This is a genomic window from Flavihumibacter stibioxidans, assembly GCF_014332695.1.
GTDB lineage: Bacteria > Bacteroidota > Bacteroidia > Chitinophagales > Chitinophagaceae > Flavihumibacter > Flavihumibacter stibioxidans.
Window position 1 is genome coordinate 186,518 of record NZ_MBUA01000028.1, and the last position, 11,565, is coordinate 198,082.

Here is an 11,565-nt window from a genome sequence, read left to right on the forward strand (position 1 = left end):
ATTAGTTAAATGCATTAAAACCGGTCACATCCATACCGGTAATCAATAAATGGATATCATGCGTTCCCTCGTAGGTAATAACACTTTCAATGTTCATCATGTGGCGCATCACAGGGTACTCGCCGGTAATTCCCATACCACCCAGCATCTGCCGGGCATCACGGGCAACCTTATGTGCTACTTCACAACCATTCCGTTTGGCCATGCTCACCTGGGCAGGTGTCACCTTGCCCTCATTCATCAAAACCGCCACGCGCCAGTTCAGTAATTGCGCTTTCGTGATCTCGGAGATCATTTCCGCCAGTTTCTTCTGCTGCAACTGGAATCCGCCGATGGGCCTTCCGAACTGGATACGTTCTTTTGAATAGCGGAGCGCTGTATCATAACAATCCATCGCTGCGCCAACTGTACCCCATGCAATACCGAAACGTGCCTTGGTAAGGCAACTCAATGGTCCGCGCATGCCTTTCACATTGGGAAGAATATTTTCCTTGGGAACTTTTACATTATCAAAAACCAGTTCACCGGTTGCAGATGCCCTTAAACTCCATTTGTTATGGGTTGTGGGCGTGGTGAATCCTTCCATCCCCCGCTCCAGGATCATTCCCCTTACAACCCCCTCTTCATCTTTGGCCCAAACCACGGCGACCTGGGCAAAAGGTGCATTGCTGATCCACATTTTGGCACCATTCAGGATTACATGATCACCTGCATCCTTGATGTTGGTAAGCATTCCGGCAGGATTGGAACCGTGATTGGGTTCGGTGAGTCCGAAACATCCCAGCCACTCGCCGCTCGCCAGTTTCGGCAGGTATTTACGGCGCTGTTCTTCACTGCCGAATTCATAGATCGGGAACATGACCAGTGATCCCTGTACGGATGCGGTGGAACGAACTCCGCTGTCACCCCTTTCCAATTCCTGCATCATCAGTCCGTAAGAAATATAATCCAGCCCGCCACCCCCATACTCAGCCGGAACGGTGGGACCAAACACACCGAGTTCACCCATCTGTTTAACGATCTGCTGCGGAAATTCAGCCCGCTGGGCATAGTCCTCAATAATGGGAGATATTTCCTGCTTTACATAGTTACGGACAGCATCGCGCACCATAAGATGCTCTTCGGACAATAATTCATCTAGGTTTAAATAATCGGGCGATTGAAATTGATCCCTGGCCATGGCAAACTGAATTTTTAGTTTGCTAAAGTAGGTAGATTTATACTTTACACCCAATAATGAATCAAACTATTAACATACCATGAAACAGCGTGTACTATTCCTGCTTGTTATCCTGATGGCAGGGTTAAACAGCATGGCGCAGGACAATAAAAAACAGCCTGACCCAACAGAACAGATCCGGCAATACTGGTTTGTCATGTTATTGGCAGGGCCAAGCCGAAACCAGGATTCCGCTACAGCCGCAAATATTCAGAAGGGGCATCTTGACAATATTAACCGCCTCTATTATGAAGGGAAAATTAAAGTGGCGGGACCATTTGGAGACCGGGGCAACTGGCTGGGAATATTCATCTTCGATTGTGAAACCAGGCAGGAAGTGGAAAGTCTGTTAAAAACCGACCCAGCCATCAGCAGCGGAAGGCTCACCTATGACATACGCCCCTGGTGGACCGCCCCGACAGGAAGCTTTACCCCCGGCAAACCAAAGTAAGGTGTCTGACTTTTGTGCCAGGGACTGGTGCGGGGACAGGTGTCTGACGTTTAGGATTACTGAATTCACCGGACACAAACGTCAGACACCTACCCCTAAACGTCAGACACCCCAAACATGTCAGACACCTTTAACCTTACAGGTATTGCCCCATTTCAAACTGGTATTGCCTGGCGATAGCGCCGGCTTCTTCCGCGAAGTCTTCTTTTTCTGAAGCATAAATCACAGCCCGGCTGGCGTTGACCAGTAAGCCGCAATCTGCATTCATGGCTTTTTCAGAAATATCTTTCAGGCTGCCACCCTGTGCTCCCACTCCCGGCACGAGAAAAAAATGTTCCGGCAATATCCTGCGGATATTTTCAAAAGCAGACGCCTGGGTGGCCCCTACCACAAACATCAGGTTGGCGGGATTTCCCCAGCCGGCAACGGTCCGTAAAACCTTTTCATACAGGTATTCATCGCCCGTTTTCTGCAGCTCAAAATCCTTCGCACCGGTGTTGGAAGTCAACCCCAGCACAATGGTCCATTTGTCAGCATACTCCAGAAAAGGCCTTACGCTGTCAGAACCCATGTACGGCGCCACGGTTATGGCGTCGAAAGGAAGCGTTTCGAAAAATGCCTTTGCATATTGTGTGCTGGTGTTTCCGATATCTCCTCTCTTGGCATCGGCTATTTTAAAATGGGTATCCGGAATATAATGAACCGTTTCTTCCATGGCTGCCCAGCCTTTCAGGCCCATTGCCTCGTAGAAAGCTGTATTGATCTTGTAACTGACACAATGATCCTTCGTAGCATCGATGATGGCTTTATTGAATGCAATGATGGCATCGGGGCGGGATTGCAGGTGCACCGGAATTTTTGCATGATCGGTATCAAGCCCTACACAGAGATAGGAGTTTTTGGATTTTATCTGTTGAATGAGACGTTGACGATCCATTATAAAAGTTTGTGGGTGTTTATTTCTAGTAGTTGGGCATGCAAAGGAGCAACTGCCTATTCACGGATTGCCTGTTTCAGGGTTTCGGCAAAGCGCCAGACTTCTTCAAAACTATTGTAAAGGGGAACTGGTGCCACCCGTATCACATTGGGTTCGCGCCAGTCGGCAAAAATCCCCTCCCTGAACAATCTGTCAAATACTTCTTTACCACGCCGGTGCATCAGCATGGAAACCTGGCATCCTTTCGATGCCCGGTCCCGCGGCGTAATTACTTCCAGTACCGGAGAGTCCGCAGATTCATTTATCCCATCCAGCAGGAACAACAGGAAATCGCTCAGTGCCTGCCCCTTTTGCTGAAGGTTTTCAAAACCCGCAGCAGCAAATATTTCCAGTGATGCCCGGTGTGCGGCATACATGATAGGGGATGGCGTACTCAGTTGCCAGCCCTCCGCCGTGGGCACCGGCACAAAGCCCTTTTCCATTTTAAACCGGGAGGATTTTTCATACCCCCACCAACCGGCAAACCGTTGCAGGCTGTGATCTTCATGATAACGTTCATGGACATACGCAGCGCCCACTGCGCCGGGGCCGCTGTTCAGGTATTTATAACTGCACCAGCAGGCAAAATCAACCCCCCATTCGTGCAGGCGGAGGTTCACATTACCCGCAGCATGGGCCAGGTCAAAGCCGGCTTTCGCGCCAACTGCATGGGCTGCATCCGTTATCGACTTCATATCGAATACCTGTCCGGTATAATAGTTCAATCCCCCCCAGAGCACCAGGGCTAAATCATCTGCATGCAAACGAATTGCTGACAAAATATCTTCCAGCCGGATGGTATGCTCTCCTTTCCTGGGCGATATTTCCACAATCACCTCCTCCGGATCCAGGCCCATCGCCCTCACATGCGTTTCAAACATATACTGGTCACTGGGAAAGGCCCTGGCTTCACAGATGATCTTGTTGCGCCGGCCTTCGGGGCGATAAAAACTGACCATCATCAGGTGCAGGTTTACCGTGAGCTGGTTCATCACCACCACCTCTGACGGCATAGCTCCTACGATGGCAGCCAGCGGTTTTATGAGATGGTCGTGATAATGCATCCACGGATCCTCACCCAGGAAAAATGCCTCCACTCCATACCGGCTCCATTGCTGCAAAACCTTATCTATAAAGGAGGCAGTTCTTTTCGGTTGCAAACCCAGTGAGTTGCCCAGGAAATACACCTGCTCTTTCCCCTGATCCGAAGGGATAATAAATTCCCGCCTGAACGACCTGAGCGGGTCTTCAGCATCTAACTGGCGGGCATATGCGAGATCGTTTAGCATGTTGGGTTCGCTGATTTATAATTCCTGAATTCTGGAAATTGACTCATGTCCGCCCTCAGATGGATCCGGTTCTTCCGCCATCCACAGGGATGCTGGTACCGTTCACATAAGCAGCAGCCGGGGTGGCCAGGAAGGCTGCCACAGCTGCAATCTCCTCAGCATGTCCAAATCTTTTGGCGGGGACTTCGCCGGCCATAAGGGCCTCCTGCTCTTTCCGGGTGATTCCTCTATTTGAAGCCAGTATGGCCGCAAGGCTTTCCAGCCTTTTGGTACTGGTAAAACCCGGTAAAACATTATTGACCGTAATACCATCTGCCGCCAGCTCATTGGCCAGGGTTTTAGCCCAGGACGCCACTGCCCCGCGTATGGTATTGGAAACGCCCAGGTTGTGCAGCGGTACTTTTACTGAGGTGGAAATGATATTGATGATCCTGCCATAACCATCCTCCTTCATGGTGGGCACCAGCGCCTGCACCAGCAGGTGATTGACCACCAGGTGCTGGCGGAACGCCGATTCAAAGGATTCAACAGGCGCATCAATAACAGGTCCGGCAGCCGGCCCGCCGGTATTATTAACGAGAATGGTTATACGCTTTTTCGATACCAGCTGCGTAACCGCCTGCCCAACGGCATCAGGGTCTGTAAAATCCGCTACTGCATAACTATGCTGCTGCCCCCGGGAACTGTCCAACCCCGAAACGGCTTCCTGTAAAGCAGATTCATTTCGTGCCAGCAATATACATTCCGCTCCCAGTAATGCCAGTTCCTTTGCTGTAGCAAGTCCAATGCCCTGAGTGCTTCCGCATACCAATGCGGTTTTGCCCTGGAGTGAAATATTCATAATTAAATTTAAAACCGGGTTATGGGTCAGGCCACCACTTCAATAACCTGCGAAGGCGCCAGTTTGGCGTTTCGCATGGCGATACTCCGCGCAGCAAGTCCAGCAAACGCTTCAAAAGCTGCCTTAGTGATCTCATCATCGGTCATCATGATGGGAACCCCTTTATCACCGCCTTCGCGGATGCTCTGCACCAACGGAATCTGTCCCAGGAAAGGAATATCATACTCCTCAGCAAGCCTCTTGCCACCCTCCTTTCCAAAAATATAATACCTGTTCTCCGGTAGTTCGGCCGGCGTGAAATAACTCATGTTTTCGACAATACCGATAATGGGCACTTTGATCTGTGCCTGGCCGAACATGGCAATACCTTTTTTGGCATCAGCCAGGGCCACATCCTGTGGGGTGGTAACCACTACTACCCCGGTAACCGGAACAGTTTGCATGAGGGTCAGGTGGATATCACCGGTTCCGGGCGGCATATCGATTACCAGGTAATCCAGTTCATCCCAGAAAACATCTGTAACAAACTGGCGGATGGCGCTGCTGGCCATCGGGCCACGCCAAACCACCGCATTCTTCTCATCCACCAGCAACCCGATACTCATTAGTTTGATGCCATAGCGTTCCAGGGGAACAATCAGACCTTTATCGCCCTCACCACCACTCATCATTTTAGGCCTTTCACCCCGCACCCCAAACATGATCGGAACGCTTGGACCATAAATATCGGCATCCATCAGACCTACTGATGCACCGCCCTGGGCCAGGGCCAGTGCAAGATTGGCTGAAACAGTACTTTTTCCAACGCCCCCCTTACCGCTCACCACCGCGATGATATTTTTTACCTTAGGCAGTACTGCACCGGTATCCTTCCGGAGGGTATTCGTATTCGCAGTAAAATTTACGGTCACATTCGCCTCCTTATTCACCAGCAAACGGATGGCGTTGACAGAGGCGTTCTTCATAAGGTCTTTCATGGGGCAGGCAGGGGTTGTCAGCACAATGGTAAAGCTCACTTCATTGCCATTCACTTCGAGGTCCTTTACCATGTTCAGGCTCACTATATCACTGCCCAGGTCAGGCTCCTGCACATTTCCCAGCGCCTTCAATATTTGTTCTTGTGTCATTATTACGAGGTTGAGAATTAATTTTAGTGCAAAATTAACCAATGCAGGTGGTAATTTGTTGAGGCAGATTTGTTGAAGTCTATATATTTGAACCAATGAAGCGAATTTTACCTTTACTCATAGTAAGTTTTTTCACCATCTGTCAACAGGCAAACGCACAATTTGAGACCATCAAGGATTCTGTGGTTCAATTGTATGGCGTAGTGATGACGGCAGACAGTCTTCAGGGAATCCCCTCAGTCAGCGTCACTATCAAAGGTGGCAGAAGGGGTACTATTACCAATGAACAGGGTGTATTCTCCATCGTGGTATTGAAGGGAGATAAAATAGAATTCACCAGCATAGGGTATAAACCAAAACTGGTAGAAATTCCGCGTAACATGGAAGGCAACCAGTTCAGCATCGTGCAGTTAATGGTTGTAGACACACAATACCTTCCCGCCACGATCATCAGGCCCAGGCCCACCCGCGAGCAGTTTGAACGGGATTTCGTCAACACACAGGTGCCGGATGACGACCTTGAAATTGCAAGGAAAAACACCGACGAACAAACCCGCCGTGCGTTGATGAATATCCTTCCTGCCGATGGCAAGGAAGCAGCCAACTACGCTCTTCGCAAACAGGCACAGCGTTATTCCTATACAGGCACAACCCCGCCGATCAACCTAATGAATCCGATGGCATGGGCCGAATTTATCCGTGCCTGGAAAAGAGGTGATTTCAAAAGCAAGAAGTAGCGCTTATTTTTGTTTCCTAAATGATTTCTATGTTTCAGAAGATTGCTGTCATAGGTGCCGGCACCATGGGTAATGGCATCGCCCACGTTTTTGCCCAATTCGGCTTCCAGGTTCAACTGGTGGATGTTAATACCGAACAACTGATTAAAGCTCTCCAGACCATCCATAAAAACCTCGAAAGGCAGGTTGCCAAAGGAACACTCACTGCAGAGGATCAGGCAGCAGCTTATGGCCGCATCAGCACTTTCAGCTCCATCGAAGAAGGCGTGCGCGATGTTGACCTGGTAGTGGAAGCTGCCACAGAAAACATAGACCTGAAACTGAATATCTTCAAGGCCCTGGATGCCGCAGCCCCCGAGGGTGTGATCCTGGCCAGCAATACATCCTCCATCTCCATTACCCGCATCGCCAGCGTTACCAAACGCCCCGAAAAAGTGATCGGCATGCATTTCATGAACCCGGTGCCGGTGATGAAACTGGTGGAGATCATCAATGGTTATTCAACCGACCCGTTTGTGACCGAATCAATTGTAAACCTTAGCAAACAACTTAACAAAGTCCCCTGCGTGGTCAACGACTACCCGGGTTTCATTGCCAACCGCATCCTGATGCCCATGATCAATGAGGCGATTTACAGCCTGTACGAAGGGGTGGCGGGAGTGGAAGAAATTGACACCATCATGAAACTTGGCATGGCCCACCCGATGGGGCCGCTGCAACTGGCCGATTTTATCGGGCTGGATGTCTGCCATAGCATCCTGAAAGTGATGGAAGACGGTTTTGGCAACCCGAAATATGCCCCCTGCCCTCTGCTTACCAATATGGTTACCGCCCGTAAACTGGGGGTAAAAACCGGCGAAGGCTTTTACAGGTATACCCCCGGAAGCAAGGACCTGGTGGTTAGTGACCGGTTTTTATAAGCAGGCATTTGACATTTAACGCCGTTTTTTGCCGTTTCATGCGGATTTTTCGCCATTTTGTCGGATTGAGATGGTTGCTCAATTGATTGTGATGCATTTTTACATGGTCATAATCAACTGCCGTCAACCATTAAACCTATATCATGAAACTGGCTTCCATTTTACTTGTAATCGCATGTGTCATTTTTGGCACCGGCGTTTTCGCCGGACTCGGACAGGTTGTCTGCAGCCAGCAAATTCCCACTGAAATCGGCAAACTTCATAAAGAAACCCCTGCAGATATTGAAGAGGACGCCGGACCGGATACTGTTTCTGCCTTTACTGTGTTGGTGAACTAAGTACTATCTTTTTGCTTTTGCTGCGGAACGATCCGGTAATCATCGGGACCTATTCCTTTGATGCCGGAAGGGCGTTTCCTTCCTCTTGTGCTATCGGGCTTTATTTTTGAGGGAACCGGTCCGTTCTGTTCCGGAACCACTGTCCCTTTAGCTTCCGTCTCATTGGGAACCGATAAATCCTGCGTTCCGGAAACTGGCGAATCCGCCGGTATTGCCCCCCGTAATAAATCATCTGCACCACCACCCCCGGTTGAATCCTGCGCTGCCGTAAATGACTGCGCCGGCTTGTTCAATGAATCAGCCGGGCTTATTGTTTGCCCTTCCCCTTGTACAACCGGCGGGATCAGCGTATTTGACTGGCTGCCTCCCGGGGGCGACTCCCCTGGTTTACGTACAGGCGCCGGCTCCAGTATGCGGTAATTTGTTTCCGGCTCCCCGACAGAAGCCTTGCGGCCGGAAAAATATCCAGCCCTGTAAATGATCAAAAGGGATACAGCTCCAAGCAGCAATATGATTGACCATCCCTTCCAGCCGGTATCCGGCGAAACCACTGAGCCGCCATCCGGGCCAGACTCAGGGTCATCTCCCCCAAAATCATCGTCATCGGTTGGCATGTCTTCATCCAACCGGACTGATATCCGCAACCAGATCTCATCTGCCATGACCGGTAAAGGCGGCAGCTGCTCCAGCTTTGCAGCTATCAATTGTTCATATGGGGTGATTTGATTCATTAGTTTTTCAACGTCTTCAGTTTTTCCTGTAAGGTCTTCCGGGCTTCACTCAGGTGCCATTTACTGGTCCCCTCGCTGATCTGCAGGTGTTCCGCGATCTCCCGGTGGTTATATCCATCCACTGCGTACAGGACAAAAACAGCATGGGTAGCGGGAGGCAATTGCTGGATGATTGTCATCAGCTCTTTTGCATTCAACTGTTCAATGGCTGCATTATTGATATTGGGAGCCGGCGTGGTTTCCAGTTCCAGTTCAATCTCGCTCCCGAACCGGCTCCTGGCTTTGAAATGATCCAGGCCTTCATTGATAACAATCCTTTTGAGCCAGGTCTTGAAGGCGGCTTTGGACGGATCAAAACTCCTGATGCTTTTAAACACTTTTACAAATGCCTCGCTTACGATATCGGCGGCATCGGCATCATCACGGGAATACCTAAGCGCTATCACCATGGCATACTCATAGTATTGCCGGTAAAGCAGTTCCTGCGCCTTACGGTTATTGGCTATACAGCCATCAAGAATAAATTGTATGTCCAGCGTAGCACTCAATTAGCGATATCCTGTTTCCTCTTTAAAAGTAATGATGAAGAGACGGCTGCAACCACCATTTTATAGGCGGGGTCCATATCGTTGATCATCCAGACCTGGTTATCGAGCACATCTACCACGCCTATGAGTCCACCGTCAATCTTCAATTCATAGCCCGCAAACATCGGTCCGCCGGCCACTTTCACATTCTTTCCTTTGGGATTGGTATAGGAACGTATTCTCAGGGGATTTATTGAAATGGTAATATCCCCATTGGTGGCATAACCTTCTTCTTCCGTTACCGACTGCGCATCCTGGCGGTGAACCATTACCATTTGCCAGGGCTCGGGCTTTTTGTCTGCCAGCAACACAATGGCAGCGGAGAAAGCATATTGCAGGTTGCGCGTATGGGTGAGCTCGCCCCAGCGGGGTTGGTTCGTTTTAAACACCAGTTGTTTCTCACTGAATTTCTCCATCGCAAACACGGCTGCCTGTTGCCCGCCATTCTGTACTGTGTACTGCATTTTATTTTTCTCTGATATGGTACGGTTATCCGTATTGATATTAAACACTTTCACAACCTGGTCTTCCAAACGGAAACTGATGCGACTGTGTTGCATGACGGAAGAAAAATCCCACCCCCTTTTTACGGGGGTGGTATGATATGATCCGAATGTCAATTGCTGGTTGAGCATCCATCCGTTCAGGCCGGTAACTTTCATGGAACTGGCGGCCGATCCAAACTGGTCGGGAACAGACACTTTCGCTGCTGTGCAGGAAACCAGGAATAAAGCGGCTATAATGATGATTCGCATGGTTTGAAATTAATAGGTGAAGGTTGTTTTTGTGCGGTAAAGGTCAAGGCCTGTCATGCCCGATTTATAATATTTGATGAGTGTTACCGGGTAACCATCTGCGTCATAAGTATATTCAAACTTATAGGGAACAGATGATGGAATTGCCCCGGTATAGCCTTTCTGCTGCGAACTCAAATTATTTTTTGAAGAACGGCTCAGGTAGAGGTCGGGGAACATTATCTGCTGGTATGGGTTGATATTTGTATCATATCCATAAGTTCCACCTTCCTGGCCGCCTTTTGAACTGATTGCCTTGTCTGCAATTTTATTGCCGCCCAGGTATGTCATGGAGTAGTGCATGGTTGAACCATTGTCAAAGAGATAGTAAATTTCTGTCTGCTGCCGGCCATTTTCCACCCCCTGTTCAATAGCTCCATGAATGGTTACATCATAGGATTGATTACTCACATGGGTGATTTTACCTGCGCCGTCAAACTCATACCAGGTCTTACCAACCTGTACCTGCCGGTCGTCATAACGCAATACCCCTGTCAGCCTGTTTCCGCTGTAAACACCCTTATCGGTATAAGTGGCCTGAAGGTCCTGGTATTGAGGTTTTTTCTGGTAATACTGCACCCTGTCGAGGTCACCATCGGCACGATAGGAAAATATGCTATTCCCCTTCAGCTGCCATTGGCCCTCCACTTCAAGGTAATCCATCTCCATCCGCAGCCTTTTAATGTCACGTTCCGCAGCCAATACCAGCAATCCGTTTTCCTGCACTTCTTCAGGTGTAATCACCCTTTCAGCCACCGTATTCCACTGTTTCATCACCAGCCTGTGTTGAACCGCCTGCCGGGCAACGGGGATCAGGTTGGCGCCGGGCACAAGTGCGAACTGCGCCTTGTATTCCTGGCCATTCGCAAGGGTGCTGATTAGTTCCAGACTGGCAGGAATGCTGTCGTACATGACATTGCCTACCTTAACAGAAGCCCTTACCAGAATATCCATCGCGTTGGATTGAAAAGCATGGGCGGGATAACCGAATGCGGCGGGACCATCCACAGGCCCAATTGGCAGCACCTGCGGGTGCAGGCTGGCTCCCGAAGCTGTTACACCAACTGATACCGGCAATGCCTGTTGCACACCTGCGGCCCTTACAGAACCCGCAACAGGCGCCACACTGATCAGCTCCTCACCATTTTTCAGCATAAAAGCAGTGAGCTTATATTGCCCCTGGGGTAATTCCATCGGTGCAGACACCCATTGGCTATTCTGTTTACCCAGGCGGATATGCTTCCTCACCCATATAGCCTGGCCTGAAGACAGGGAAAGATCGGCCACCGCATCTATACTGTCTGCGTCAACGGCTGTTTCCAATTCAACGGCAAACTGTAATTTGCCGGCAACCGGTGCAGGGATGGGCTGAGGGATAGACTCCGGCACTTCATTTTCTTTTTTACATGCTGCAAAAAATAAAACACTTAAAAGGAAAAGGTTTAATACTTGTTTCATATACTGTTTGATTTATCTACTGACTATACCTCCTGCAGTGACAAAAGGGTTGGGTACAGATCTTGTGATTTAGAAAACTTTAACAAGCGGCTTATAT

13 protein-coding genes are annotated in these 11,565 nt (G+C 49.6%); 4 read left to right on the forward strand and 9 right to left on the reverse strand.

Annotation, left to right across the window (positions count from 1 at the left end):
* Window position 1 precedes the first annotated feature (1 nt).
* Complete coding sequence (locus tag BC349_RS16445) at window positions 2-1,180, reverse strand: acyl-CoA dehydrogenase family protein (RefSeq protein WP_187257877.1); 1,179 nt, start codon at window positions 1,178-1,180, stop codon at window positions 2-4.
* A gap of 79 nt (window positions 1,181-1,259) precedes the next feature.
* Here BC349_RS16445 and BC349_RS16450 point away from each other — a divergent pair, with 79 nt between their 5' ends.
* The gene (locus BC349_RS16450) at window positions 1,260-1,670 is read left to right on the forward strand and encodes a YciI family protein (RefSeq protein WP_187257878.1); all 411 of its coding nucleotides are present in this window, start codon (window positions 1,260-1,262) and stop codon (window positions 1,668-1,670) included.
* 136 nt (window positions 1,671-1,806) lie between these two features.
* Here the strand turns inward: BC349_RS16450 and pyrF are convergent, their stop codons facing one another.
* From pyrF to BC349_RS16470, 4 genes are read right to left on the reverse strand one after another with little or no spacing between them, the layout of a single operon-like run.
* The gene (pyrF, locus tag BC349_RS16455; RefSeq protein WP_187257879.1) at window positions 1,807-2,607 is read right to left on the reverse strand and encodes an orotidine-5'-phosphate decarboxylase; all 801 of its coding nucleotides are present in this window, start codon (window positions 2,605-2,607) and stop codon (window positions 1,807-1,809) included.
* 56 nt (window positions 2,608-2,663) lie between these two features.
* The gene (gene kynU, locus BC349_RS16460; RefSeq protein ID WP_187257880.1) at window positions 2,664-3,935 is read right to left on the reverse strand and encodes a kynureninase; all 1,272 of its coding nucleotides are present in this window, start codon (window positions 3,933-3,935) and stop codon (window positions 2,664-2,666) included.
* A gap of 55 nt (window positions 3,936-3,990) precedes the next feature.
* Window positions 3,991-4,776 (reverse strand): SDR family oxidoreductase, encoded by a 786-nt coding sequence (locus BC349_RS16465; protein WP_187257881.1) that lies wholly within the window; start codon window positions 4,774-4,776, stop codon window positions 3,991-3,993.
* A 26-nt stretch (window positions 4,777-4,802) separates the two neighbouring features.
* Window positions 4,803-5,903, reverse strand: a complete 1,101-nt coding sequence (locus BC349_RS16470) for an Mrp/NBP35 family ATP-binding protein (protein WP_187257882.1) — start codon at window positions 5,901-5,903, stop codon at window positions 4,803-4,805.
* Between the two features lie 95 nt (window positions 5,904-5,998).
* On the opposite strand from BC349_RS16470, the gene BC349_RS16475 reads away from it, so the two are divergent.
* The 3 genes from BC349_RS16475 (at window position 5,999) to BC349_RS16485 (ending at window position 7,898) form a co-directional block, all read left to right on the forward strand.
* Complete coding sequence (locus tag BC349_RS16475; protein ID WP_187257883.1) at window positions 5,999-6,640, forward strand: carboxypeptidase-like regulatory domain-containing protein; 642 nt, start codon at window positions 5,999-6,001, stop codon at window positions 6,638-6,640.
* A 29-nt stretch (window positions 6,641-6,669) separates the two neighbouring features.
* The gene (locus BC349_RS16480) at window positions 6,670-7,560 is read left to right on the forward strand and encodes a 3-hydroxyacyl-CoA dehydrogenase family protein (RefSeq protein ID WP_187257884.1); all 891 of its coding nucleotides are present in this window, start codon (window positions 6,670-6,672) and stop codon (window positions 7,558-7,560) included.
* Between the two features lie 143 nt (window positions 7,561-7,703).
* Window positions 7,704-7,898 carry a hypothetical protein gene (locus BC349_RS16485; protein ID WP_187257885.1) on the forward strand — a complete coding sequence of 65 codons (195 nt, stop codon included), beginning with the start codon at window positions 7,704-7,706 and terminating at the stop codon, window positions 7,896-7,898.
* Here BC349_RS16485 and BC349_RS16490 read toward each other — a convergent pair.
* Genes BC349_RS16490 through BC349_RS16505 form a run of 4 tightly spaced genes read right to left on the reverse strand, consistent with a single transcriptional unit; the run spans window position 7,895 to window position 11,468 of the window.
* Window positions 7,895-8,629 (reverse strand): hypothetical protein, encoded by a 735-nt coding sequence (locus BC349_RS16490; RefSeq protein ID WP_187257886.1) that lies wholly within the window; start codon window positions 8,627-8,629, stop codon window positions 7,895-7,897. The two genes, BC349_RS16485 and BC349_RS16490, sit on opposite strands and share 4 nt — an antisense overlap.
* A complete protein-coding gene (locus BC349_RS16495; protein ID WP_246457009.1) occupies window positions 8,629-9,177 on the reverse strand; it encodes an RNA polymerase sigma factor in 549 nt (182 codons plus the stop codon). Before BC349_RS16495 ends, BC349_RS16490 begins: the two co-directional genes overlap by 1 nt.
* The gene (locus BC349_RS16500; protein ID WP_187257887.1) at window positions 9,174-9,971 is read right to left on the reverse strand and encodes a hypothetical protein; all 798 of its coding nucleotides are present in this window, start codon (window positions 9,969-9,971) and stop codon (window positions 9,174-9,176) included. Before BC349_RS16500 ends, BC349_RS16495 begins: the two co-directional genes overlap by 4 nt.
* A gap of 9 nt (window positions 9,972-9,980) precedes the next feature.
* On the reverse strand, window positions 9,981-11,468 hold the full coding sequence (locus tag BC349_RS16505) for a hypothetical protein (protein WP_187257888.1): 1,488 nt from the start codon (window positions 11,466-11,468) through the stop codon (window positions 9,981-9,983).
* Window positions 11,469-11,565 lie beyond the last annotated feature (97 nt).

Excerpts from the sequence above, each read along its gene's own strand:
- BC349_RS16505 (WP_187257888.1), bottom strand. The coding sequence starts at position 11,468 with ATGAAACAAGTATTAAACCTTTTCCTTTTAAGTGTTTTATTTTTTGCA.
- BC349_RS16450 (WP_187257878.1), top strand. The coding sequence starts at position 1,260 with ATGAAACAGCGTGTACTATTCCTGCTTGTTATCCTGATGGCAGGGTTA.
- BC349_RS16445 (WP_187257877.1), bottom strand. The coding sequence starts at position 1,180 with ATGGCCAGGGATCAATTTCAATCGCCCGATTATTTAAACCTAGATGAA.
- BC349_RS16470 (WP_187257882.1), bottom strand. The coding sequence starts at position 5,903 with ATGACACAAGAACAAATATTGAAGGCGCTGGGAAATGTGCAGGAGCCT.
- BC349_RS16475 (WP_187257883.1), top strand. The coding sequence starts at position 5,999 with ATGAAGCGAATTTTACCTTTACTCATAGTAAGTTTTTTCACCATCTGT.
- BC349_RS16480 (WP_187257884.1), top strand. The coding sequence starts at position 6,670 with ATGTTTCAGAAGATTGCTGTCATAGGTGCCGGCACCATGGGTAATGGC.
- pyrF (WP_187257879.1), bottom strand. The coding sequence starts at position 2,607 with ATGGATCGTCAACGTCTCATTCAACAGATAAAATCCAAAAACTCCTAT.
- BC349_RS16465 (WP_187257881.1), bottom strand. The coding sequence starts at position 4,776 with ATGAATATTTCACTCCAGGGCAAAACCGCATTGGTATGCGGAAGCACT.
- BC349_RS16485 (WP_187257885.1), top strand. The coding sequence starts at position 7,704 with ATGAAACTGGCTTCCATTTTACTTGTAATCGCATGTGTCATTTTTGGC.
- BC349_RS16500 (WP_187257887.1), bottom strand. The coding sequence starts at position 9,971 with ATGCGAATCATCATTATAGCCGCTTTATTCCTGGTTTCCTGCACAGCA.
- kynU (WP_187257880.1), bottom strand. The coding sequence starts at position 3,935 with ATGCTAAACGATCTCGCATATGCCCGCCAGTTAGATGCTGAAGACCCG.
- BC349_RS16490 (WP_187257886.1), bottom strand. The coding sequence starts at position 8,629 with ATGAATCAAATCACCCCATATGAACAATTGATAGCTGCAAAGCTGGAG.